The sequence below is a fragment of the Nitrobacter winogradskyi Nb-255 genome (genome assembly GCF_000012725.1).
Lineage (GTDB): Bacteria > Pseudomonadota > Alphaproteobacteria > Rhizobiales > Xanthobacteraceae > Nitrobacter > Nitrobacter winogradskyi.
The window spans coordinates 550,099-572,345 of the sequence record NC_007406.1 but is presented as its reverse complement, the minus strand read 5'-3'; the positions used below and the strand labels follow the sequence as shown (position 1 = coordinate 572,345).

Sequence of the window (22,247 nt, the reverse complement as noted above, 5' to 3'; positions counted from 1 at the left end):
TATGTTTGACGCGTTTTCTTAACGCGAGCCGGGTTCCATCCTCGGATCAAGCCCGAGGACATGCTTCGCTCCGCTTCCGATGCTACCCGCCCGCACCGAGACACCAGGCCAGAATGCCTTTCTGGGCGTGAAGGCGATTTTCGGCCTCGTCGAACACCACCGATTGCGGCCCGTCAATGACCTCGTCGGTGACCTCTTCGCCACGGTGCGCCGGCAGGCAATGCATGAACAGCGCGTCAGATTTGGCGAGACGCATCAATTCCGCATTGACCTGGTAGGGCCTGAGCAGATTGTGGCGGTGCTCGCCATCCTTGTCGCCCATCGACACCCAGGTGTCGGTGACGATGCAGTCAGCGCCGCGCACCGCCGCTTCGGGATCGGTGCCGAGCCTGATCGACGCCCCACTCGATCTGATCCAATCCTTCAGCGGCTTGTTCGGCGCCAGCTCCTGTGGGGTCGCGACGTTGAGGTTGAAGCTGAAGCGCTCCGCCGCATGCGCCCACGACGCCAGCACGTTGTTGTCGTCGCCGGTCCACGCCACGGTCCGCCCCTCGATCGGCCCGCGATGCTCCTCGAAAGTCATCACGTCGGCCATCACCTGGCAGGGATGCGAACGCCGCGTCAGTCCGTTGATGACGGGCACGGTGGCGTGGGCCGCGAGCTCCGTCAGCGCGTCGTGGCTGAGGATACGGATCATGATGATATCGACGAAGCGCGACAGAACCTTCGCGGTATCCGCGATGGTCTCGCCGCGCCCGAGTTGCATTTCCGCCCCGGTCAGCATGATCGCCTCGCCGCCCAGTTGACGCATGCCGACGTCGAACGACACGCGGGTACGTGTCGAGGGCTTGTCGAAGATCATCGCCAGCGTCTTGCCTGCGAGCGGCTTGTCGGCGATCAGGCCCTCCTTGCGCCGCTTCTTCATCGCGACGCTGGCGTCGAGGATCGCGCGCAACTCCCCGGTCGACATATCGAGCAGGTCGAGAAAATGCCGCGGCGCCTTGCTCATTGCGCGGCTTCCTTGCTGGCGGATGCGCTCGACAGCCTGACGCAAGCCCGCTCCAGCCTCTGCGCCGCCTCGTTGATCTCGGCCTCGCCGATGATCAGCGGCGGCAGCAAGCGAACGACGTTTTCGCCGGCGCCGACGGTCAGGAGCTTTTCCTCACGCAACGCGCTGACCAGATCACCCGACGGAACGACGGCCTTGAGGCCGATCAGAAGCCCCTCGCCGCGCACCTCGCTCAGCACATCCGGATAACGATCGACGAGCGAGGCCAGCTTCTGTTTCAACAGCAGCGACATCTTTCGTGTCCGCTCGAAGAAGCCGGGAGCGAGCATCACGTCGAGCACGGCATGAGCCGCCGCCACCGCCAGCGGATTGCCGCCGAAGGTCGAACCGTGCGAGCCCGGAGTCATGCCCGACGCGGCTTCCGCCGTCGCAAGACAGGCGCCGATCGGAAAGCCCCCGCCGAGCGCTTTCGCCAGTGACATCACGTCCGGCGCGACGCCGATGCGCCTGTAGGCGAACAGATCGCCGGTGCGGCCCATGCCGGTCTGCACCTCGTCGAACACCAGCAGCAGACCGCGCTCGTCGCAAAGCTGGCGCAGCGCCCGGAAGAACGCAGGAGGCGGCTCGCGCACGCCGCCTTCGCCTTGCAACGGCTCGATCAGGATGCCGGCGGTCTCGGGGCCGACCGCCTTCTTTACGGCTTCGATATCGTCGAGCGGCACCTGGTCAAAACCGTCCGCCGGCGGCCCGTATCCTTCGAGGTATTTTTTCGAGCCGGTAGCGGCCAGCATCGCCAGCGTGCGGCCATGAAAGGCGCCCTCGAAGGTGACAATCCGATAGCGTTCCGGATTACCCCTGCCGGCATGATAACGACGCACGATCTTGATGGCGCATTCAACCGCCTCGGCGCCCGAATTGGCGAAGAAGACGAAATCGGCGAAACTCTGCTCGCAGAGCCGCACCGCCAGGCGCTCGCCGTCGGGCGACTTGAACAGGTTCGAGACGTGCCACAGCTTCGCCGTCTGCGCCTGAAGCGCGGCGACGAGATGCGGATGGCAATGGCCCAGCGCATTCACGGCAACGCCGCTCGTGAAATCGAGATAACGTCCGCCGTCCGAGCCGAGCAGCCAGGCTCCTTCACCGCTCTCGAATGAAAGATCGGCCCTTGCGAAAACGGGCAACAGATGAGACGCCGCGGCTGTGGTCATGACGGTTTGCCGGTTGGATGGTGGGAGCGGTTCGGCCCGACCGCGCTGTGGCGCGATCAATGAACTGTCAGCTCCGAAAGATGAACTGTCAGCCCCGAAAACGAAACGTGCCGCCTTTCAAGGCGGCACGCGGCGGTTATTCTAGGTGCGCGGCAATCACTGTCAATATTCCATTTGCGCGGGCAGTGATGCGGGAAAGTCGCAGAATGAGCGGTTTCTCTCGTTTTCCTGCATAACATGTGGACGCCGCGAGGCCCGACTCTTGCGCGTGAGTCACGGCATATTGTAGCGTTGGGCCCGTCGAATACGACATCTCGTGCGGCGTTTTGATCCTCGATCGGTTCCTGTTTCAGCGTAAGCGCCCGGGCGTTTTTCCCGCCCGGCGAGGGCTAAGGGATTCTGTCGGCACGGGTTTTTCGGGGGCGCTTAGATGCGCGGCCTTGGGGAGGCACGCATTACACAAGGGAACAATGTGCGATGACGGTGATAACCTGGACCGACGACCGCGTCGAACAGCTGAAGAAGCTTTGGGAAGCGGGCCTCTCCGCAAGTCAGATCGCCGCCGAACTCGGCAACGTGACCCGCAACGCGGTGATCGGCAAGGTGCATCGGCTGGGCCTTTCGGGCCGCGCCAAGAGCCCGTCGTCCACCGTGCCCCGGACGCGCAAGGCCCGCCCCGCCCAGCACATGGTGCGGGTGTCCCGCCCTGTCTCCCGGGGCAACACCGCGCTCGCGCAAGCTTTCGAGGTCGAGATCGAAGCAGACCCGATCGCCTACGACAATGTCGTGCCCATGAGCCAGCGGCGATCGCTGCTCGAACTCAGCGAAGCCACCTGCCACTGGCCGGTCGGCGATCCCGCGAGTCCGGAGTTCTTCTTCTGCGGCGGCAAGGCTCTCACCGGCCTTCCCTATTGCGCGCACCACTCACGCATCGCCTATCAGCCCGCCGCCGACCGCCGCCGCCAATCGCCGAAGACGCGGTAATCATCGCGTGCCCCTCGGATCTCGTCATAGCCGGGCTTGAACCGATCATCTCCGCTTTGCGACGGGGATGATGAATCCGCGATCATAGCGTTTTGAGCAAAGCGGCCGCCGGTTCGCGTTAAAGAAAACGCGCCGGATCAGAATCCCAGAACCCCGCTCACGACTCCGTCAGAAACGGAACGGTTCCGGCCGCGGCAGGCGCTTTGGTGCAGAACAACGAGGATCACCGACGCTCCCTCAACTCGCCCCGCTTACTCGGTCCTGCTTGCGAACTGCTCGTCAAGTGCGTAACCCGCGCCGCGCACCGTGCGGATCGGATCCAGCTCGCCGTCAGGATTGAGCAGCTTGCGCAGCCGACCGATGTGAACGTCGACGGTGCGCTCGTCGATATAGACATCACGGCCCCAGACGCTGTCGAGCAATTGCTCGCGGCTGAACACCCGGCCGGGATGCTCGAGAAAAAACTCCAGCAACCGATACTCGGTCGGGCCAAGATCGATCGGACGGCCGGAGCGCACGACACGGTGCCGGTCGCGGTCGAGTTCTATGTCGCCAAAGCTCAGGACAGACGCCAGCCGCGCCGGGCTCGCGCGCCGCAGCAGGCTTTTCACCCTCGCCAGGAGTTCCGGCACCGAGAACGGCTTGACCACGTAGTCGTCCGCGCCGGTCGCGAGCCCCCGCACCCGCTCGCTCTCCTCGCCGCGCGCGGTGAGCATGATGATCGGAAGCTGCCTGGTGTCGGAGCGGGCCCGCAGCCGGCGGCACAGCTCGATGCCGGACAGGCCCGGCAGCATCCAGTCCAGCACCACAAGGTCGGGAACGCGCTCTTTCAGCCGCGTATCCGCCTCGTCACCCCGCACGACCGTTTCGACCTCGTACCCTTCCGCTTCAAGATTGTAGCGCAGCAGCGTCGTCAACGCTTCCTCGTCTTCAACTACCAGAATGCGTGCACCCATCGTGTCTCGCCTGATCCCGTTTCAGTTTCCCGGAGCCGCCGATGCGAAACCTGTCATGTCCCCCTTGGGACGCTTGTCGAGGATCTGCTGACCCTCGATCATGTAGAACACCGTCTCCGCGATATTGGTGGCGTGGTCGCCGATCCGCTCGATATTCTTGGCGCAGAACATCAGGTGAATACAGAACCCGATGTTGCGCGGGTCTTCCATCATGTACGTCAGGAGCTCGCGGAACAGGGAGGTGCAGATCGCATCCACCTCCTCGTCCCCTTTCCAGACCGCCATTGCCGCAGGCAGGTCGTGCGCCGCGTAGGCGTCGAGCACCGACTTGACCTGTGACCGCACCAGATCGGTCATATGCTCAAGACCGCGGATCAGTTTCAGCGGACGGAAATCGCTGTCGATCGCGACCACGCGCTTGCCCATGTTCTTGGCGAGATCGCCGATGCGCTCCAGATCGATCGCGACCCGCATGGCGCCGACGATCTCGCGCAGATCCACGGCCATCGGCTGCCGCCGCGCGATGGTGAGCACGGCGCGCTCCTCGATCATGCGCTGCAACTGGTCGATCTCGGAATCGGCGGCCACCACGCGATCACCCAGGGTGGTGTCGCGGCGGATCAGCGCGTCCAGCGACTCCACGATCTGCCGTTCAGCCAGTCCGCCCATTTCGGAAACCAGCCGCGTCAGCTCCTGGAGATCGTCGTCGAAAGCCTTTGCGGTGTGTTCAAAAGCCATATCAAGTTTCTCCCCGCGATTCCGCGCGCAGCCTCAGCCGAAACGGCCGGTGATGTAATCCTGGGTGCGGCGATCAGACGGCGATGTGAACAGCTTGTCAGTCGGGCCGAACTCGATCATCTCGCCGAGATACATGAACGAGGTGTAATCCGATACGCGCGCCGCCTGCTGCATGTTGTGGGTGACGATCGCGATCGTGTAATGCGTTTTAAGTTCGTCGATCAGCTCTTCAACCTTGGCCGTCGAGATCGGGTCGAGCGCGGAGCACGGCTCATCGAACAGGATCACTTCCGGCCGGACCGCAACCGTGCGGGCGATGCAAAGGCGCTGCTGCTGACCGCCGGAGAGGCTGAGCCCGCTTGCGTTGAGCTTGTCCTTGACCTCGGTCCACAAGGCGCCGTCCCGCAACGCCTTCTCCACCCGGCTGTCCATTTCCGATTTCGGCAGCTTCTCGTACAGGCGGATGCCGAACGCGATGTTCTCATAGATCGTCATCGGAAACGGCGTCGGCTTCTGAAACACCATGCCGACCCGCGCACGCAGAAGATTGAGATCGAGCTTGGGGTCCAGGATGTCGGTGTCATCCAGTAACACCCGTCCTTCGACGCGCTGGCCGGGGTAGAGGTCGTACATGCGGTTGAAGATGCGAAGCAGGGTCGACTTTCCACAACCCGACGGGCCGATGAAGGCCGTCACGCGATTGGCGGCGATCGACAGGTTGATGTTCTTCAGCGCGTGATGCTGGCCGTAATAGAAATTGAGATTACGGGCTGCGACCTTCGCCGGCACATCCGGATCGATCCTCGGTGGGGGAACAGCCGGGCCCGACGCGGCGGCGGTGGAAACGGTGGTCATTTCGCGGTCCTCTCAGAGCCGATCAATCTCGCGCCGATGTTCAGCGCCAGCACGGCCAGGGTGATCAGCAGCGCGGCGCTCCACGCCAGTTGCTTCCAGTAGACGTAAGGGCTCTGCACGAAGTTGTTGATGGTGACGGGAAGGTTCGCCACCGGGCTGGTCAGGTCGAGGCTGAAGAACTGATTGCTCAACGCGGTGAAAAGGAGAGGCGCGGTCTCGCCGGCGACTCGCGCGGTGGCGAGCAGCACGCCGGTGATCAGGCCGGTTCGCGCGGCGCGATAGGCGATGCGCCTGATGACAAGCGAGCGCGGCAGGCCGAGCGCCGAAGCCGCCTCACGCAGCGAGTTCGGCACCAGGTTCAGCATGTCCTCCGTGGTGCGCACCACCACCGGAATCACGATCACGGCGAGCGCAAGCGAGCCCGCGAGCGCCGAGAAGCCTCCCATCGGCACCACGACCGCTCCGTAGATGAACAAACCGATGATGATCGAAGGCGCACTGAGAAGGATGTCGTTGATGAAACGAATAACCGGCGAGAGGCGATCGTGCTTGCCGTATTCGGCAAGGTAGGTGCCCGCGAACATCCCGATCGGCGCGCCCACGCCCACACCGATCACGGTCATGATGAGCGAGCCGACGACGGCGTTCAGCAGGCCCCCTTCGGAAGCGCCTGGCGGCGGGGTGTTCTGGATGAAAAGCTGCCAACTCATGCCGGCGAGGCCGTTATAGAACAGCGTGAACAGAATGAGCCCAAGCCAGGAGACGCCGAACGCGGCGGCGAGAAAGCACAGGGCGCGGACGATGATGTCTTTGCGGCGGCGGGAAGCATAAATCGGATTCATGGCTTGACCTGTCCAGGCATCATCACCGGGCCGACGAATTGGCCTGTCGCGAAAACCCGGCTTTTGTTTTTCCGTGTCATGCCTATTTCCCTGCCTTCTTCTCCAGCCGCAACAGCATCAGGCGCGCCGCGGCGAGAACAAAGAATGTCAGAACGAACAACAGCAGGCCGAGCAGCATCAGGCTCGATTGATGCAGGCCGTCACTCTCCGCGAATTCACTGGCGATCGCCGCGGAAATCGTCGTGCCTGGCGCGAAGATCGATGGCGATATCCGGAACGAGTTGCCGATGATGAATGTCACCGCCATCGTCTCGCCGAGCGCGCGGCCGAGCGCCAGCATGGCGCCGCCGATCACGCCGACACGCGTGTAAGGCAGCACGACGTGGCGGACGACTTCCCAGGTGGTGCAGCCGACGCCATAGGCCGCCTCTTTGAGGACCGGCGGCACGGTCGTGAACACGTCGCGCGAAATCGCGGTGATGAACGGCAGCACCATGATCGCGAGAATCAGCGAGGCGTTGAACAGGCTCAAATAGGACGGCGGGCCGCCGAAGATCGAGCCGAGGACCGGCACGCCGTCAAACAGGTCGATGAAGAAGGGCTGAACCGTATCGGCGAGGATCGGGCCGAGAATGAAAAAGCCCCACATGCCGTAGATGATCGAGGGAATGCCCGCGAGCAACTCGATCGCCATGCCGATCGGGCCGCGCGCCCACAGCGGACACAGCTCGGTGAGGAAAACGGCGATGCCGATGCCGACCGGGATCGCGATGCTCATGGCGATGATCGAGGTCAGGATCGTGCCATACAATGGGCTCAGCGCGCCCAGCACCGGCGGTTCGGCGGACGGCGCCCAGCGCTGCGTCGTCAGGAAGGAGCTACCGAACTCCATGATCGCGGGCCAGGATCCCACGATCAGCGACATGATGATTCCGCCGAGCAGCACCAGAACCAGGATCGCGCTGATGCGCGTGATCCAATAGAAGACCCGGTCCCCGAGCTTGAAGGCGTCCATCGCACGGGAGCGGTCATGGGAGGCCGCCTGTTCGATCGCGCTGCTATGAACGGCCATTTCCGCCACGCCCCACCCCTGTTTCTTGCAGACCATCCGGATACGGAGAACAGCTTCTCGCAACCCTCCCGAGGAGAAGCGCCCCGACGCTTCTCCTCGGCACCGGATCAGCTTTTGATCTCGGAGGTCCAGGTTTTCTCAATCTGCTTCACGACAGATTCCGGCATCGGAATGTAGTCGAGTTCCTCCGCCATCACGCCGCCCTTCTCGAAAGCCCACTTGAAGAACTTGATCGCTTCGGCGGACGCCGCTTTATCGGAAGGCTCCCTGTACATCAGGATGAACGTCGCCGCGGTGATTGGCCAGGAGGCCTCGCCGGGCTGATCGGTCAGGATCACGTGATAGCCTGGCGCGCTCGCCCAGTCGGCATTGGCTGCCGCTGCCTGAAAAGAGGCCACGCCCGGCTGCACCACCTTGCCGGCCTTGTTGATGAGCGCGGTGTAGGTCAGCTTGTTCTGTTTGGCATAGGCGTACTCGACATAGCCGATCGCGTTCCTGGTCTGCCCGACATTGCCGGAAACGCCTTCATTGCCTTTGGCGCCGACGCCGGCCGGCCACTCGACCGCGGTGCCCTCACCGACCTTGGACTTCCATTCTCCATTCACCTTGGACAGATAGTTGGTGAAATTGAACGAGGTTCCCGCACCGTCCGAACGATGCACCACCGCGATCGAAGCCGAAGGCAGCTTGACGCTCGGATTGAGCTTCACGATCGCCGGATCGTCCCACTTCGTGACCTTGCCGAGGTAGATATCGCCGAGCAGTTCTCCCGAAAGAACCAGTTCGCCGGGCTTCACGCCCTCGATATTCACCACGGGAACGATCGCGCCCATCACCATCGGCCACTGCGCGAGACCATCTTTCTCGAGCTTGTCGGCCTTCAGCGGCGCGTCGGTCGCGCCGAAAGTCACCGTCTTGGCAAGGATCTGCTTGATGCCGGCGCCCGACCCGATCGACTGATAATTTACGCCGTGACCGGTCTCCTTCTTATAGGCATCAGCCCATTTCGAGTAGACGGGAAACGGAAAGGTCGCTCCCGCACCGGTGACATCGGCCGCCTTCACCGGAACCGAAAAGACGGACGCCGAGGCGGCGACGAGGCCGGCGGCGGCGATGGCCTTGAAGAAATTCATGCGCGATCTCCCTTCGCATTGAGTAGAGCGCAGGACGCTCATGACACCTTCTTAGATGCGACCCTTGCCGCTTTTACGAACGCTTGACGACAGCGGGATGACAGCGCCAAGCATCTCTATCTGTTCAGCTTCTTGCCTCCGGCACGTCCCGCGCCGGTGGGAAGCCGGCGGTAAAGCTCGCGCCCTGGCCGGGCACGCTCTCGATCAGCAGACGGCCGCGATGCCGGTTGAGGATATGCTTCACCAGCGACAGGCCGAGGCCTGTGCCGCCCTGAGCCCGGCTGTCGCCGGCGTCGACCCGATAGAAGCGTTCGGTCAGGCGGGGCAGATGCTCAGGTGCGATGCCGGGACCGAAATCCCGCACCACCACCCGGAATTCCGGGTTCCCCTCCGACGAGACGTCGAGCATCGACGACACCATGACCCGGCCACCGGACGCGCCGTATTTCAGCGCGTTCTCGATCAGGTTCTCGAACAATCGCAGCAATTCCTCACGGTCGCCGCAGATCAGCACCGGGGTTTCCGGCAATGCGGTCTCGATCTCGACGTGACGTTCCGCCGCAAGCGGCTCAAGTCCGTCGACGACCTCGCGCACGATCGGAACAATGTCGACGATCGTCTCCGGGCGCACATGCACCGATAGCTCGACCCGCGACAGCGACAGGAGATCGTCGATCAGCCGCGCCATCCGCGCCGCCTGCGCATGCATGATGCCGAGAAACCGCTCGCGGGCGCGGGCGTCCTCGCGCGCGGGCCCCTGGAGAGTGTCGATGAATCCTGACAGCGCCGCGAGCGGCGTGCGCAACTCGTGGCTCGCATTGGCGACGAAATCGGCGCGCATTTCCTCGACCCGGCGCAACGGCGTCTGATCGTGAAACGTCAAAAGCATGCAATAGTCGACACCACCGAATGCGGTCGGCACCGGAATCGGCGTGATGATCAATTCCATCCACCGATCGACCGGAACATGATTGAGATAGGTCGCCCGCCGAGCCTCCCTGGTCGCAATCGCCTCTCGCAACGCGGTGACGATCTCAGGCGCCCGCAGCGCGAACTGCGCGAGTTCATTCCGGCGCAGCGCCGGTACGAGTTGCGCCGCCGCAGCATTGAGATGGATGACGCGGCCGGCCCTATCAAGCAGCACATTGGGATCCGGCATGCCGGCCACGAGAGCACGCGCCACATCCGTCTCTACCGGGTTGGCTCCGAACTCGATTTCACGCGACGCATCCGGATCATGAACCTGCCAGGGCACCAGCGCCGCGCCGGCGATGCAGGCGAAAGCGACGGTGGCGCCCAGAGGTTGCAAGCCGCCGAACACAACCAGCGCGGCCAATGCAAGTCCGGCAACCAGCAGAATGAGCGCGACGCGGCGCAACCGGTCCGGCCAGGATGTGGACCTCGCGGCGAACCCTGGGGCGCGGACGGCGTTTCCTTCCGCAACCGCTTGAGTGCTGTCAGGCGCCAGAATCGCCGTGTTCTCCCAGATAGGGCAGTTTACTGTCGGACTCGGCGTTCGATCCGGTCCGCGCGTAACCCACGCGTCGCATTCGCGCGCTGACAATAATTTCCCGAAGTGTCAGCAAGATGATGGAGATCGCGAACGGCGCGACATAATACAGCAGCCGGAACAGCAGCATCGCGGCCAGAAGATCGTTCTTCTCCATCTGCCACAGGCCGATCAGCATGGCGGCGTCGAATACGCCGAGCCCCCCCGGCGAATGACTCGCGAAACCAAGCAACGTGGCGGACACGAAGATCACCGCAACGACGACAAAGCCGACATTGGGCTGATGGGGCAGCAGCACGTACATCGCAAGCGCGCAGAATCCCAGATCGACGATCCCGATAAAAATCTGCAGCAGCGTCAGCCGGCCACCCGGCAAAACAACGGTCCATGACCCGCTGCCGACGCGACGCGGCCGCGTCCCAACCCAGATCACATAGGCGATGAGGCCGAGTATGATCGCGATTGCGATCAGCCTATTGAACCACGGCGGAAGCTGATCGATGCTGGTGGCCGCCTCGGGATGATAGGCAATGCCCAATCCGAGCACGGCGGCGTTGCCGAGCCAGAAGGTAAGACCCGCCAGAAAGCAGACTTTCGCGACATCAATCGCATTCATCCCCCAGGCGGAATAAATGCGATAGCGCACCGCCCCGCCGGTGAATACGCTGGCGCCGACATTGTGGCCGATCGAATAGCTGGTGAAGGCGGCGAACGCCGTGACGCGATAGGGAACATGAGTAATCCCGATGGTCCGCACCGCGAACAGGTCATAGAAGGTCAGCGTGAAGTAGCCCGCGGCCACGAACAGACCCGACAACGCGATCGAATGCCACTCGGTCCGCTTGACGGCCTCCATCACCTCCTCGACATCGATATCCCGGAGAATATGGAACAGCACGTAGAACGCGGCCGCGATCACGGTGACGCTGATCACCACACCCAGCTTGTGCAGGATTCGTTTCCGGCGCAGAATCGAAATCGCTCTGCGTATTGATCCGAGCATCGAGAACCTCGAAATGCGGTCCACGGCAAAGTCGCGCCTATCCGCATTCATTCACGTGGCAGGTGGTAGCGTTCTGGTTCCTAGCAGAATTCGGCCGGCCTCAATGAATCTCTTCATTTCAACACGTTAAACTGTTCCGCTGGAATGCTCCGTCGATCCGCCGGACGCCGCCTGGCGTGAAACCACCCCATCGCGCAACCACGATCCGACCGCGCACCCCCCAAGATAGACACCGAGCATCACCAGTCCAAGGTCCAGCCAGTAACCGAACCGGCCGGGAACAACGTGCATGACCGCCAACACGATCAGCGCCAGGATCGTCGCCGCCAGCCACCGCGCGGTCAATCTCGAGACTCCCCGCCCGCGATGAACCACCGCGATCCAGCCCATGGCAAGGCCAAGCAGCAACGATAGAACGAGCCAGACCCAGTGAAACCCTGCCAGGTAGACCATATCCCTACTGCCTCACAATGAAATCAATGCGTCGGTTTTTCGCTTTGCCCTCGTCGGTGTCGTTGGTGGCGATCGGCTGAGCGCTGCCCCGCCCCATCGGCGTGAACCGATTGGCGGGCAATCCGGCTTTCACGAGAAAATCCACCACCGCCTGCGCGCGTCGCTCGGACAGTGTCTGGTTGAACGAAGCGTCGCCGTCGCTATCGGTGTGACCCACGATCTCGATGGTGGCCGTCTGGCAACGGAGCGCGGTTTCCGTCAATTGATCCAGCAGGCCGATCGAATCGAGGTGCAAAGTCGCCTGACCGGCTTCGAACTGGATGGTGCGCTTTTCAAGAAGCTCGCCGAACAGTTGCTGGCAAACCGTCGGATCGACCGGGGACGCCGACGGCTTGATTGAAACGTCCGTTTTCGTCTCCCAGCCGCGCGGAAGATCCTTGGGCAGGTCAGCACGGATCTGTTTTCCGGCCAGGTCGTATAGCGCGTCGCCGGAGAGTTCGACATTCCGATCGGAGACGACCAGTCTTCCTGTCGACAGGCGCGACAACGAACGCAGCGCCCGCGTGACGACGGCGTCGAAGCCTGCCGGCGCACCGAGACTCGCCTTGAGCTTATCAACGATCTTCTCGCCGAACTTGCGGCCCGCCGATGCGACGATCGCCGCATGAACCGCGTTATCGGGCACATATCCGGTCAATGTCAGCACCCCGGAGACCGGATCCTTGTTGGCCTCGAAGACGTATGGCGGGGCCTGGATATCGTCGGCGACCGAGTATCCCTCGGGCAGGTTCTTCAGCGCCGCGGCGATCGCCTCGCGTCCACCCAGTTCACGCGCCATGCCCGACAGATTGACCGTCAGGTCCGAAATCGTTGCCTTGCCGTTCTTCAGCTTGCTCGTCTCGCCGATCAGCAATATCGCCGCGGCTTCGAACCGCGGCGGCGCGCCGCGCTTCAAATCCATGCGATCGGCGATGTCGACGCCGGCAAACCTCGCACGCGCCGCATCCAGCAGCTTGTTCCTGACCACGGGCAACGGCGCGCTTCCGCCGAGCGTCACCCTTCCGACCCCACGTTCGATGGTCCACACGAACGGTTTGGCTTCGGCGACGAGCGCGGTGCGATCGTTGACCCGTCGCACGCCCGGAACGGTCTCCACCGAGGCCACCGCATTGCTGCGTTCCTGCTCTGAGAACGCATCGGCGGAGAACGTGATGTCGCGTCCGGCCGCGCTGATGGCGGTCTTATCGAGAACGCTGTCCTTGAGCGCGACCGCGGTCTGCTCGCTCAGATCGGCTTCCAGCGGAGCCGTCGTCGTCCAGGCTGCCAGCACCCACAGTACCGTGAGCGGGATGACACCCGGCCACCACTTGCTGCTCCATCTGAAAAAACCGCGCATTCGATATCCTGTCGCGCAAAATCCGCCGGCTTGCGATGGACCGCGTCATGCGGTCCATTTGGAAGCGCGCGCCGGGTAAAGCCGGACGCGATTCGGTCGGCCACGCGTGATGAAATGCAGAGAAAACAAACCCCTGCCGGGCTGTCAAACCGAAATGAAGGCGAGCCCCGCCTCCGGCGGAGGAGCCCGGATAACCGTTTCTTCAACCGTTTCCCCCTAGGATCCGGACAGCAACAGGGGGCAGACCGGCCGATCCACGTCAAATGAAGCAGCTTCGCAACGCAGTCATCCGGGCCGGATTGGATGCCCTGTACTTCAGCGGCGCCCATCACCTGCTGCGGCCGGTGTTCGCCGGAATCGGAACGATCTTCATGCTGCACCATGTGCGGCCGCGCCGAAACTCCCCGTTCCAGCCCAATCATCACCTGGAAGTGACCCCCGAATTTCTGCGCATGGTGCTGGCCCATGTCCGATCACGCGGCATCGATATCGTGACCGCGGACGAAATGCATCGCCGGCTGACGCAACGCGACTTCTCGCGACGGTTCGCGTGCTTCACCATCGACGATGGCTATCGCGATAATCGCGACTTCGCGCTGCCCGCGATGCGCGAATACGACGCGCCGTTCACCGTCTATGTCGCCAATGATTTCGCGAGCGCGACCGGCCGCCTGTGGTGGGTGGCGCTCGAACGGGTCATCGCCGCCGCCGACCGGATCGACAGCACGATCGGCGACACCGCTATAACTCTCGACACCAGCACGATCGAGCAAAAGCGAGAAGCGTTCTCTCGAATCCACGATCTGCTGCGCGGGCTACCCGACGACCGCGATGTCGCGCGCGCGCTGAAGGACTTGTGCGCACGTCATGGCGTCGACGAATCCGCCATCAGCCGGGAGCTGTGCCTGTCCTGGGATGAACTGAAACCGTTCGCCGCCGATCCGCTGGTCACGATCGGCGCGCATACCGTCAGCCACTGCAACCTCGCGAAGCGAAGCGAGGAGGAGGCCCTTGAGGAGATCACCGTCAGCCGGACACAGATCGAGGCTGTCTTGCAGCGTCCGGTCGTTCATCTCGCCTATCCCTACGGCGACCGCAACGCCGCCGGATCGCGCGAGTTCGCCATGACCAGGGCGGCCGGTTTCAACACCGCGGTCACGACGCGGCCGGGCATGATATTTCCCGAAAATGCGGAACATCCAACCGCGCTGCCGAGGGTTTCCCTCAACGGGAACTATCAGAACGCCCGCGTCCTTCCGGTGCTGACGTCGGGCGCGGCCACAGCGCTGTGGAACGGATTCCGTCGCGTCGACATCGCCTGAGTTCACGCCGTCTCGTCACTCATCATCGCTGCGCATTTTCCGGTCATCCCGGCAAAAGCGGCGAAGACGGGTGTCTGTTATGAAGAAGAACTTCAGTTCGTTGCCGGAACGGCCGCCGGACCGCTCCACGGGCGCGATGGCGAAGCAAGGCCGATCAGCCTGCCCTGGATGAAGTCGCAGCCCCAGTCCCGCAGCATGGCCGCTGATTGCTCGTCCTGAACCCACTCGGCGACCGTTCTGATATCGAGTCGCCGCGCAAGATCGATCAGCGTCTGCACGAAGGCCCGGTCGTCTGAGGATCGCGCCAGGTTCTGCACGAACGCGCCGTCGATCTTGACGATGTCCACGCCGAGCTTGCGCAAGTTCCGGAACGAGGTGTAGCCGGCGCCGAAATCGTCGATCGCGATGCGGCTGCCCAGATTCTTCAACCGCGTAACGAACCGCTGAACGTCGTCGATATCCTGAATCGCCGCGGTTTCGGTGATCTCCACGATCAGGCGCTCGGCGACGCCGGGATGCGCACCCATCAGAGCTTCGATCGCCGCCCACCAGTCGACATCCATGGTGGTTTCCGGCGAGATATTGAGACTGAGCTGGACGTGGGGCGCTTCCGCCAGCTCGGCGATCACAAGCTCGAGCACGCGATGATCGACCAGACGGATCAGGCCAAGCTTCTCCGCGACCGGCACGACATCGGGCGCGAGCAGGATCTGACCATTCTGCTGCTGCATCCGCACCAGGCACTCATAAAACGCCGCTTCGCGCGTGCGCGCGTCGACCACCCGCTCGAAAGCGGTGAGGATGCGGCGCTCGTTCAGCGCGGTGACGATCTCGTCGGTCACCCGGATGTTGATCCGACGCTGCGCCTCACGCTCGGTATCGGGTCGCCACACGGCGAGCGAACCGCAGCGGCGGCCTTTCGCAACTTCGAGGATTTCCTGAGCGCGATTGATCGCTTCATCGGCAGTCTGCGCATAACGCGGGGCCAGAACGGCGCCTATGGAGGCGGTGACCGAAACGGGACCGGATTTGGTCATCACGATCTCTTCGCGGATGCCCGCCAGAAGGCGTTCGGCGGCGATGCTCACCTCATCCAGGCCGCAGTTCTTCAGGATCACCCCGAATCTGTTGCCGGAAAAGCGGCCAAGGGTGTCGCCGCTGCGCAACCGCCTTCGGATGCGCCTGGCGACATCGCTGATCACCTCGTCGGCGACATCGAAGCCGAAAGCATTGTTGATGCGCGCGAGGTGATCGATCCCGACCATCATGAAGGCGACCGGCGAGCGGTAGCGCGCGGCTTCCTCGATCGCTTCGGCGAGAGCCGCGGTCAGATAGGTGCGATTAAGCTCGCCGGTGAGGGCATCGTTCCGGGACAGGTTGATCAGTTGCTCGTCGCGCGCGCGCCGCTCATTCTCAAGCCGCACGATGCCTTCGACGCGCACCACCTTGCCATCGGCGTCGGCGAACCAGCATCCGGCCTCCTCGATCCACAGCATCGGCGCGGAGGCGCTGGCGCGCACGCCATACTCGATGAAATAGGGCACTCCCTCATCAAAGCGCCGCCGGGTGGTCGGCGCGGCGGAAAAGATATTGGTGCGGACCGATCCCGACGGTTCGATCAGGCGTCCATATCGGGCTCCGGTCGCGAGCAGGAACGGGTCGATGCCCTTGAAGATCGACGCAGCTCCCTCGGTCCAGTTTATCGCGTCGCTCGGGATATCCCACACGAAAGCAGCCCGGCCGAGCGCCGTGAGGATCGCCGACACCCGCGGCTCCTGGGTTGCCTGGGGCAGGCCAGCAGGCGCGCTGATGGTTTGTGACGCATCGGCGCCAGACGAGGGATTGACTGCCGGTGAAATGGCGGATGTCACGGTCGCCTCATTATGGGACGCTGCAAGTGATTCCCTTCTGAAGAATAGGGTGCTCGAACCCGTTCACGCTAGGTAAAGTTCGTGAACAATCCGAAAAACCGCCATCTCCAGATTCTGGCACGGCTTTTGCCGAGGGCTGGTTGCTAGCTGGAGCACAATGTTCCGGAACAACACATTCCCCGCAGGGCGGGACGGACGATGACAATCACGGGAACCGGCCGGATATCTGGGATCGCCGCCAATGCCGCGCGGCCGGACCGCGCCAGCGCGACAAAATCCACGGGATCCCGGCCAATATCAGCCGTCGCGCCGGTGAAGCATCAGCCTGTTCCGCGTTCCGCGCCCGCCATGACGTGTTCTTCATCGCGCAACTGATCGCCATCGCGGAACATTGTCCACAGACGCGGATATTCCGCCGTGCTTCGCCGCAGGTTGCGCAGGCCGCCTATCATTCGACGGGCGAGCGGAAGCAAGTCGGCGCGCGGACCGGTCCGCGGCTGTTGCGCGTCATCTGAGCCAATCGACACTTACGACGCTTGGCCTGGATCGCGCTGCTGGATGTCCGGACCCGGAACATCCGGATGCGGCTTGGCTCCGGCTGTCTCGGTATACCCGGAATTGGCAAGTCCAGTCTCGGCATGAACGATCGTTCGCTCCGGGAGCGGTTCGGCGGCAGGCGCCGACGGGTCGGCAGGCTCCTGCGATGAAGCCTGCGCCACCATGAATGAGGACGACGGAGCGCGCGGTTCGCGTGCTTCCACCTCCTCCGCCATGCCTTGGGACGGCACGAGAACCCCGCGCGCCGGCCGCCGCGCACGCAAGGCGAATCCGGCGAGGAAATCGACCAGCGCCAGCAGCGTCAGCATGAAGTAGGTCGAGGAGCCGAATTGCGGCAGCACCACGAATTGCGCCGCGGCGCCCCCGAACACCGCCAGCGACAGCAGGTGATCGGTGAGATACTTGCCGTGGGGGCGGACGCCCTTGATGATCTCGAACAGCAACAGGACGATGCCGAGCGCCAGCAGCGTGTCCCCGAGCGTCACCGTCCAGGACACGCCGGACATCAAGGTCAATGTGAGAACGGGCTCCGTCAAGAGGACGCCCGGCATCAGGAAGACGATGATGTTGCAGATCGCCAGGGGAATCAGAAGCAGAGGGAAACCGATCACGGACATCGCCAAGGCCTCCTTCATTCAGGCGGAAGGTTTGATCCGCCTGCCGAACTCCTCCATGCCTTGCGCTTCCCTTCAGTCCAACCCCGCTGGTTCCGGACCGCAGGCCCGATCGGGTCCCTGCTCAGGAGTCGCTCTTGGCCTTCAAGACCTGACGGCCCTTGTACATGCCGGTTTTCAGGTCGAGATGGTGGGGACGGCGCAGTTCGCCGGAGTCCTTGTCCTCGGCGTAGGTCGGTTTGCTGATCGCATCCGCCGAACGGCGCATGCCGCGCCGCGACGGCGATGTCTTTCTTCTTGGAACGGCCATATCCGGTGTCCTTGCAGGATGTTGTCGAGTTCCGTCTCGGAACGTCGGCGGGCAGGCGCGACAAATGGCGGACGCGCGAGCTGAATGCTGGTAAGCCCGGCCTTATAGGCTACGATTGCCGCTCCAGCAACCGCGCAGTTCAGCCGCCCGGGCCCGGGCCATATAGGTCCCGGCCAGCCGGCGGACTCCCGGACCCGGCTTTCGGGCGCTGCGCCGGACCGGATTGGGCAGGATCGCCGCCATTAGCGCCGCCTCACGGGCCGTCAGGCTGGCCGCGGATCGCCCGAAAGCATAGCGCGACCCTGCCTCGACACCGAACTGGCCGCCCGGGCCCCATTCCGCGATGTTCAGATAGATTTCGAGAATCCGCTGCTTGGACAGCACCGCATCGATCCACATCGCCAGCGGAAATTCCAGCGCCTTGCGGACCATGCTGCGTCCCGGCCAGAGAAACAGATTCTTCGCCACCTGCTGCGTGATGGTGGAGCCGCCGCGCTTGAACTCGCCGTCCTCGGCATCGTCGAGCACTTCCCGCAGCGAATCCCAATCGATGCCCTGATGGCTACAGAACTTGGCGTCCTCCGACGCGACCACGGAACGCGGAAGCGACGGCGGAAGCGCGGCGAAATCGATCCACTGCCGCGACATCGGCGCGCCCGAAAGCGTGCGCCATATCATCAGCGTCGAGACCGGATGGCCGATCCGATACAGCGGCGTCAGCAGATAAGGCAACAACAACAGGCCGATGGCGGAGAGCGCCATGACGCGGATCGCCCGTCGCATCAGGCCCCGAAGCCTTTAATCGATCGGCGGGCAGCTTCACCGTGTCCGCGACGAGGAGCCTTCACGAAATCACCCTTGATGACACCGGAGCCGGCGGCAGATTGTCGGCGGGCCGGAATTGACGAAGCCGATACCATGAAGGATTGTCCCGCGAAAATCGACCTCGCCGGCTTCGCGGCCATGGCGGCCGTCTTCTGTTCTTCGTTTTCCGTTCTTGGAGTCACTTTGATGACGTCTGGACTTTCATCCGCCGATTTCGCGATACGCCTTGACACCACGGCGGACGAGACCGAGGCCGTGCTGGAAAAGCTGCTTTCCGACGCCCCCCTGCCCGACGAAATCGCACGCCCAAGGCGGCTGACGGACGCCATGCGCTATTCCTCGCTCGGCGGCGGCAAGCGGCTGCGGCCGTTTCTCGTGGTCGAAAGTTCGGCCGTGTTCGGCGTTCCGCGCGAGGCGGCGCTGCTGGCCGGCGCGGCGCTCGAATGCATCCACTGCTATTCATTGATTCATGACGACCTGCCGGCGATGGACAACAGCGACCTGCGCCGGGGGCGTCCGACCCTGCACAAGACCACCGACGACGCCACCGCAATCCTCGCCGGCGACGGTCTTCTGACGCTTGCCTTCGACATCATCACCCGCGACGAGGTCCATGACGATCCCGCCGTCCGACTGTTGCTGACGCGCGCGCTGGCGCGCGCCGCCGGCATTGGCGGCATGGTCGGCGGGCAGTTGCTCGATCTCGCCGGCGAAGGCCGTTTCGGCGACCGCGGGCCGGTCGACGTGGCGCGCGTGCAGCAGATGAAGACGGGCGCGCTGCTCCGCTTCGGCTGCATCGCCGGCGCGCTGCTCGGCCAGGCCTCGCAAAAGGACTATCAGGCTCTCGACGCTTACGGCCGCGCGCTGGGCGAAGCCTTCCAGATCGCCGACGACCTTCTGGACGTCGAAAGCGACGCGGCGGCGCTCGGCAAGCCCACCGGAGCGGATGCGGCGCTCGGCAAGACCACTTTCGTTACCCAACTCGGCATCGATGGCGCCAAGAAACGGGTTCGGGACCTTCTGGCGAAGGCGGATGAAGCTTTGTCGGTGTTCGGTTCGCGTGGCGACGTGCTGCGCGCTGCCGCGCACTTCGTTGCCAACCGCAAGAACTGAGCATTATCGCTTCTGATTGAACCAGAAGCGAAGCTCTGGAGCATCGGACCCGAAAGTGGGAACCGGTTTCGGGATAAATCCGATGCTCAATCAATTACTGGAGCGGGATGAGGAAAAGTGTGGTGCGATTTTCCGCCCGCATCCCGCTTATCTAAATATTGGAATCGATCACGTTTATGGTTTTGGATCGATTCGATCCAAAACCATCGTGATCTAAATTGTTGTTTTGACGCGTTTTCTTCACGCGAACCGATTTCCATCCTTAGGGCTCAGGCCCCGAGGACATGCTTCGCTCGAAAACGCTATAAGCCGGCTACTCCGCCGCGCTCACCGCTTCGGCCCGCGCCTTGGCGGCGTCGCCATAACGCTGCTCGATGTAATCGATCACCAGCGCCTTGAAGTCCTGCGCGATCGCCGGTCCTCGCAGCGTCTTGAACTTCTTGCCGTCCACAAACACCGGCGCGGCCGGCGCCTCGCCCGTGCCGGGCAGCGAGATGCCGATATCGGCATGCTTGGATTCGCCGGGACCATTGACGATGCAGCCCATGACCGCGACGTTGAGCTGCTCGACGCCGGGATATTGCGTCTTCCAGTTCGGCATCTCGTCGCGGATGAAATCCTGGATCGACCGCGCCAATTCCTGGAACGTGGTGGAGGTGGTGCGCCCGCAGCCCGGACAGGCCGCAACCAGCGGCACGAAGGTGCGGAAGCCCATGGTCTGCAACAGTTCCTGCGCGACCTGAACTTCCAGCGTGCGGTCTCCGCCGGGCTCCGGCGTCAGCGAGATCCGGATGGTGTCGCCGATGCCCTGCTGGAGCAGGATGCCGAGCGCGGCAGATGATGCGACGATGCCCTTCGAGCCCATGCCGGCCTCGGTGAGGCCGAGATGGATCGCGTAGTCCGAACGCGACGCCAGCGTCTGGTAGACGGCGATCAGATCCTGCACCGCCGAGACCTTCGCCGAGAGAACCATCCTGGTCTTCGGCAGACCGATCTCCTCGGCGCGCTTCGCCGACAGTAGCGCCGATTGCACCATCGCCTCGCGAGTCACAGCGCGGGCGTCGAGCGGCGCGGCCGAATTGGCGTTCTCTTCCATCAGGTGCGTCAGCAGTTCCTGATCGAGCGAACCCCAGTTGGCGCCGATCCGCACCGCCTTGCCGTATTTGATCGCGGTTTCGACGATGTCGGTGAATTGCTTGTCGCGCTTGTCCTTGAAACCGACATTGCCCGGATTGATCCGGTACTTGTCGAGCGCCTCGGCGCAGGACGGATGATCGGCCAGCAGCTTGTGGCCGATATAATGGAAATCGCCGATCAGCGGCGTGGTGATGCCGCGCTTGCGCAAGCCGTCGCGGATATGCGGCACGGCGGCTGCCGCCTCGTCGCGGTCCACCGTCATGCGGACCATTTCCGACCCGGCGCGCGACAAGGCGGCGACCTGGGCGATCGTGCCCTCGATGTCGGCGGTGTCGGTGTTGGTCATCGATTGCACCACGATCGGCGCGCCGCCGCCGACCGCGACATTGCCGACCATCACCTGCGTGGTCTTGTGCCGCGGGCTGGGACCCGCGACGTCGATCTCCGACGGACTTTCGAGCTTGTTCATGGGCCTCAAATATCAGGTTTTCGTAATGTTCAGCAACGGATCAATGCCAGAGTTAAGAAGCGCCCTGCAGGTCGGTGGCCAGCATTTACCACAGCGCCGCGACTCCGAAAGTCGCATCTTTCAAGGCATGAAATAGCCAGTCCCGACGGCCATACAAAGGGGCTGACGGATTCAAAAGGCGGCAACTCACCGTTAAATCAAAGCAAGACATTGATTTATAACAAAAATCGCAGCGAAGAGGTCAACCAAAATCGTCAACGGGAGTTCACGGCCGGCGGCTCTCGATTCAGGACGCGTTCTGGCAATGCGCGCAGGTGCCGGTAATTTCAACCACGGAGAGTTTCGGGGTGAACCCCGTGGTGCGGACGGCATCGCTCAGACTCCGCGCCACGCGGCTTGCTGGAATCTCGCCGACCGAACCGCACTGCTCGCAGATCAGAAACGCCACCATCGCGCTCTCATCATGGTCGTGCCCGCAGGCCAGAAACGCATTGCGGCTTTCGATCCGGTGAACCAGACCGTTCCCCATCAGAAAATCGAGCGCGCGATAGACCGTGATCGGCGCCGGGCGCGGGATCGATTTCGCCAGTTCCTCGATCACCTCATAGGCGCCGAGGGGCCGATGGCTCGACAGCAGCGCCTGCAGCACCTGACGGCGGATCGGCGTGAACTTCTGGCCGCGCCGCGCGCAGATTTGCTCAGCGTGGCTGATCGCCTCGGCGGCGCAGCGGTCGTGGTCATGTCCCGGAACGGGGAATGTCGGTCTGGTCGCGGTCATTCGATTATCCATTAACCCGTTTGAACCAGTTCCGCTCCCCATTTCAGGATCATCCCGAAAACTTTCTCAGTTCGCGCCGCAATGCAACATG

Annotated in this window: 21 protein-coding genes; 3 read left to right on the top strand and 18 right to left on the bottom strand. The window is 63.2% G+C overall.

What is annotated here, in order from left to right; translation table 11 throughout:
* Window positions 1–82: 82 nt before the first annotated feature.
* Together argF and NWI_RS02665 are read right to left on the bottom strand one after the other, a co-directional pair.
* Entirely contained in the window at window positions 83–1,009 is a 927-nt protein-coding gene (argF, locus tag NWI_RS02670) for an ornithine carbamoyltransferase (RefSeq protein WP_011313842.1), read from the bottom strand.
* A complete protein-coding gene (locus NWI_RS02665) occupies window positions 1,006–2,217 on the bottom strand; it encodes an aspartate aminotransferase family protein (protein WP_011313841.1) in 1,212 nt (403 codons plus the stop codon). The genes argF and NWI_RS02665 overlap by 4 nt, the downstream gene beginning before the upstream one ends.
* 477 nt (window positions 2,218–2,694) lie before the next feature.
* Between NWI_RS02665 and NWI_RS02660 the strand changes: the two genes are divergently transcribed.
* Window positions 2,695–3,201 carry a GcrA family cell cycle regulator gene (locus NWI_RS02660; RefSeq protein ID WP_011313840.1) on the top strand — a complete coding sequence of 169 codons (507 nt, stop codon included), beginning with the start codon at window positions 2,695–2,697 and terminating at the stop codon, window positions 3,199–3,201.
* A gap of 251 nt (window positions 3,202–3,452) precedes the next feature.
* Here NWI_RS02660 and phoB read toward each other — a convergent pair whose 3' ends face one another.
* The 10 genes from phoB to NWI_RS02610 form a co-directional block, all read right to left on the bottom strand.
* Window positions 3,453–4,157 carry a phosphate regulon transcriptional regulator PhoB gene (phoB, locus tag NWI_RS02655; RefSeq protein ID WP_011313839.1) on the bottom strand — a complete coding sequence of 235 codons (705 nt, stop codon included), beginning with the start codon at window positions 4,155–4,157 and terminating at the stop codon, window positions 3,453–3,455.
* A gap of 21 nt (window positions 4,158–4,178) precedes the next feature.
* Window positions 4,179–4,895: a phosphate signaling complex protein PhoU gene (gene phoU, locus NWI_RS02650; RefSeq protein WP_011313838.1), complete on the bottom strand. Its 717-nt coding sequence runs from the start codon at window positions 4,893–4,895 to the stop codon at window positions 4,179–4,181.
* Between the two features lie 33 nt (window positions 4,896–4,928).
* Window positions 4,929–5,750, bottom strand: a complete 822-nt coding sequence (pstB, locus tag NWI_RS02645) for a phosphate ABC transporter ATP-binding protein PstB (protein WP_011313837.1) — start codon at window positions 5,748–5,750, stop codon at window positions 4,929–4,931.
* Window positions 5,747–6,592: a phosphate ABC transporter permease PstA gene (gene pstA, locus NWI_RS02640; protein WP_011313836.1), complete on the bottom strand. Its 846-nt coding sequence runs from the start codon at window positions 6,590–6,592 to the stop codon at window positions 5,747–5,749. The genes pstB and pstA overlap by 4 nt, the downstream gene beginning before the upstream one ends.
* 82 nt (window positions 6,593–6,674) lie before the next feature.
* The gene (gene pstC, locus NWI_RS02635) at window positions 6,675–7,664 is read right to left on the bottom strand and encodes a phosphate ABC transporter permease subunit PstC (protein ID WP_041345324.1); all 990 of its coding nucleotides are present in this window, start codon (window positions 7,662–7,664) and stop codon (window positions 6,675–6,677) included.
* Between the two features lie 107 nt (window positions 7,665–7,771).
* Window positions 7,772–8,797: a phosphate ABC transporter substrate-binding protein PstS gene (pstS, locus tag NWI_RS02630; RefSeq protein ID WP_011313834.1), complete on the bottom strand. Its 1,026-nt coding sequence runs from the start codon at window positions 8,795–8,797 to the stop codon at window positions 7,772–7,774.
* A 124-nt stretch (window positions 8,798–8,921) separates the two neighbouring features.
* Window positions 8,922–10,175, bottom strand: a complete 1,254-nt coding sequence (locus tag NWI_RS02625; protein WP_011313833.1) for an ATP-binding protein — start codon at window positions 10,173–10,175, stop codon at window positions 8,922–8,924.
* 79 nt (window positions 10,176–10,254) lie between these two features.
* Window positions 10,255–11,310, bottom strand: coding sequence for a lysylphosphatidylglycerol synthase domain-containing protein (locus tag NWI_RS02620; protein WP_011313832.1), 1,056 nt, complete (start codon window positions 11,308–11,310; stop codon window positions 10,255–10,257).
* A gap of 126 nt (window positions 11,311–11,436) precedes the next feature.
* The gene (locus tag NWI_RS02615; protein ID WP_011313831.1) at window positions 11,437–11,763 is read right to left on the bottom strand and encodes a hypothetical protein; all 327 of its coding nucleotides are present in this window, start codon (window positions 11,761–11,763) and stop codon (window positions 11,437–11,439) included.
* Between the two features lie 4 nt (window positions 11,764–11,767).
* A complete protein-coding gene (locus NWI_RS02610; protein ID WP_011313830.1) occupies window positions 11,768–13,159 on the bottom strand; it encodes an OmpA family protein in 1,392 nt (463 codons plus the stop codon).
* A 263-nt stretch (window positions 13,160–13,422) separates the two neighbouring features.
* Between NWI_RS02610 and NWI_RS02605 the strand changes: the two genes are divergently transcribed.
* The gene (locus NWI_RS02605; RefSeq protein ID WP_011313829.1) at window positions 13,423–14,481 is read left to right on the top strand and encodes a polysaccharide deacetylase family protein; all 1,059 of its coding nucleotides are present in this window, start codon (window positions 13,423–13,425) and stop codon (window positions 14,479–14,481) included.
* A 92-nt stretch (window positions 14,482–14,573) separates the two neighbouring features.
* Here NWI_RS02605 and NWI_RS02600 read toward each other — a convergent pair whose 3' ends face one another.
* From NWI_RS02600 to mtgA, 4 genes are all read right to left on the bottom strand, one after another.
* A complete protein-coding gene (locus NWI_RS02600; RefSeq protein ID WP_430691786.1) occupies window positions 14,574–16,292 on the bottom strand; it encodes an EAL domain-containing protein in 1,719 nt (572 codons plus the stop codon).
* Window positions 16,293–16,879: 587 nt separating this feature from the next.
* On the bottom strand, window positions 16,880–17,527 hold the full coding sequence (locus tag NWI_RS02590; protein WP_011313826.1) for a hypothetical protein: 648 nt from the start codon (window positions 17,525–17,527) through the stop codon (window positions 16,880–16,882).
* A 121-nt stretch (window positions 17,528–17,648) separates the two neighbouring features.
* The gene (rpmF, locus tag NWI_RS02585; protein ID WP_011313825.1) at window positions 17,649–17,834 is read right to left on the bottom strand and encodes a 50S ribosomal protein L32; all 186 of its coding nucleotides are present in this window, start codon (window positions 17,832–17,834) and stop codon (window positions 17,649–17,651) included.
* A 102-nt stretch (window positions 17,835–17,936) separates the two neighbouring features.
* A complete protein-coding gene (gene mtgA, locus NWI_RS02580) occupies window positions 17,937–18,617 on the bottom strand; it encodes a monofunctional biosynthetic peptidoglycan transglycosylase (protein ID WP_011313824.1) in 681 nt (226 codons plus the stop codon).
* Between the two features lie 228 nt (window positions 18,618–18,845).
* Here mtgA and NWI_RS02575 point away from each other — a divergent pair, with 228 nt between their 5' ends.
* A complete protein-coding gene (locus NWI_RS02575; protein WP_011313823.1) occupies window positions 18,846–19,772 on the top strand; it encodes a polyprenyl synthetase family protein in 927 nt (308 codons plus the stop codon).
* A gap of 313 nt (window positions 19,773–20,085) precedes the next feature.
* On the opposite strand, the gene ispG is transcribed toward NWI_RS02575, so the two are convergent.
* Both ispG and NWI_RS02565 read right to left on the bottom strand, forming a co-directional pair.
* On the bottom strand, window positions 20,086–21,378 hold the full coding sequence (gene ispG, locus NWI_RS02570) for a flavodoxin-dependent (E)-4-hydroxy-3-methylbut-2-enyl-diphosphate synthase (protein WP_011313822.1): 1,293 nt from the start codon (window positions 21,376–21,378) through the stop codon (window positions 20,086–20,088).
* Between the two features lie 286 nt (window positions 21,379–21,664).
* On the bottom strand, window positions 21,665–22,156 hold the full coding sequence (locus NWI_RS02565; RefSeq protein WP_041345321.1) for a Fur family transcriptional regulator: 492 nt from the start codon (window positions 22,154–22,156) through the stop codon (window positions 21,665–21,667).
* Window positions 22,157–22,247: the final 91 nt, after the last annotated feature.

What these genes read in the sequence shown, in the direction of transcription:
- ispG (WP_011313822.1), bottom strand. Translation starts at nt 21,378, where the DNA reads ATGAACAAGCTCGAAAGTCCGTCGGAGATCGACGTCGCGGGTCCCAGC.
- argF (WP_011313842.1), bottom strand. Translation starts at nt 1,009, where the DNA reads ATGAGCAAGGCGCCGCGGCATTTTCTCGACCTGCTCGATATGTCGACC.
- NWI_RS02620 (WP_011313832.1), bottom strand. Translation starts at nt 11,310, where the DNA reads ATGCTCGGATCAATACGCAGAGCGATTTCGATTCTGCGCCGGAAACGA.
- pstS (WP_011313834.1), bottom strand. Translation starts at nt 8,797, where the DNA reads ATGAATTTCTTCAAGGCCATCGCCGCCGCCGGCCTCGTCGCCGCCTCG.
- NWI_RS02610 (WP_011313830.1), bottom strand. Translation starts at nt 13,159, where the DNA reads ATGCGCGGTTTTTTCAGATGGAGCAGCAAGTGGTGGCCGGGTGTCATC.
- NWI_RS02590 (WP_011313826.1), bottom strand. Translation starts at nt 17,527, where the DNA reads ATGTCCGTGATCGGTTTCCCTCTGCTTCTGATTCCCCTGGCGATCTGC.
- NWI_RS02615 (WP_011313831.1), bottom strand. Translation starts at nt 11,763, where the DNA reads ATGGTCTACCTGGCAGGGTTTCACTGGGTCTGGCTCGTTCTATCGTTG.
- NWI_RS02665 (WP_011313841.1), bottom strand. Translation starts at nt 2,217, where the DNA reads ATGACCACAGCCGCGGCGTCTCATCTGTTGCCCGTTTTCGCAAGGGCC.
- NWI_RS02565 (WP_041345321.1), bottom strand. Translation starts at nt 22,156, where the DNA reads ATGACCGCGACCAGACCGACATTCCCCGTTCCGGGACATGACCACGAC.
- NWI_RS02660 (WP_011313840.1), top strand. Translation starts at nt 2,695, where the DNA reads ATGACGGTGATAACCTGGACCGACGACCGCGTCGAACAGCTGAAGAAG.
- pstB (WP_011313837.1), bottom strand. Translation starts at nt 5,750, where the DNA reads ATGACCACCGTTTCCACCGCCGCCGCGTCGGGCCCGGCTGTTCCCCCA.
- mtgA (WP_011313824.1), bottom strand. Translation starts at nt 18,617, where the DNA reads ATGCGACGGGCGATCCGCGTCATGGCGCTCTCCGCCATCGGCCTGTTG.
- phoB (WP_011313839.1), bottom strand. Translation starts at nt 4,157, where the DNA reads ATGGGTGCACGCATTCTGGTAGTTGAAGACGAGGAAGCGTTGACGACG.
- NWI_RS02605 (WP_011313829.1), top strand. Translation starts at nt 13,423, where the DNA reads ATGAAGCAGCTTCGCAACGCAGTCATCCGGGCCGGATTGGATGCCCTG.
- rpmF (WP_011313825.1), bottom strand. Translation starts at nt 17,834, where the DNA reads ATGGCCGTTCCAAGAAGAAAGACATCGCCGTCGCGGCGCGGCATGCGC.
- pstC (WP_041345324.1), bottom strand. Translation starts at nt 7,664, where the DNA reads ATGGCCGTTCATAGCAGCGCGATCGAACAGGCGGCCTCCCATGACCGC.
- NWI_RS02575 (WP_011313823.1), top strand. Translation starts at nt 18,846, where the DNA reads ATGACGTCTGGACTTTCATCCGCCGATTTCGCGATACGCCTTGACACC.
- phoU (WP_011313838.1), bottom strand. Translation starts at nt 4,895, where the DNA reads ATGGCTTTTGAACACACCGCAAAGGCTTTCGACGACGATCTCCAGGAG.
- pstA (WP_011313836.1), bottom strand. Translation starts at nt 6,592, where the DNA reads ATGAATCCGATTTATGCTTCCCGCCGCCGCAAAGACATCATCGTCCGC.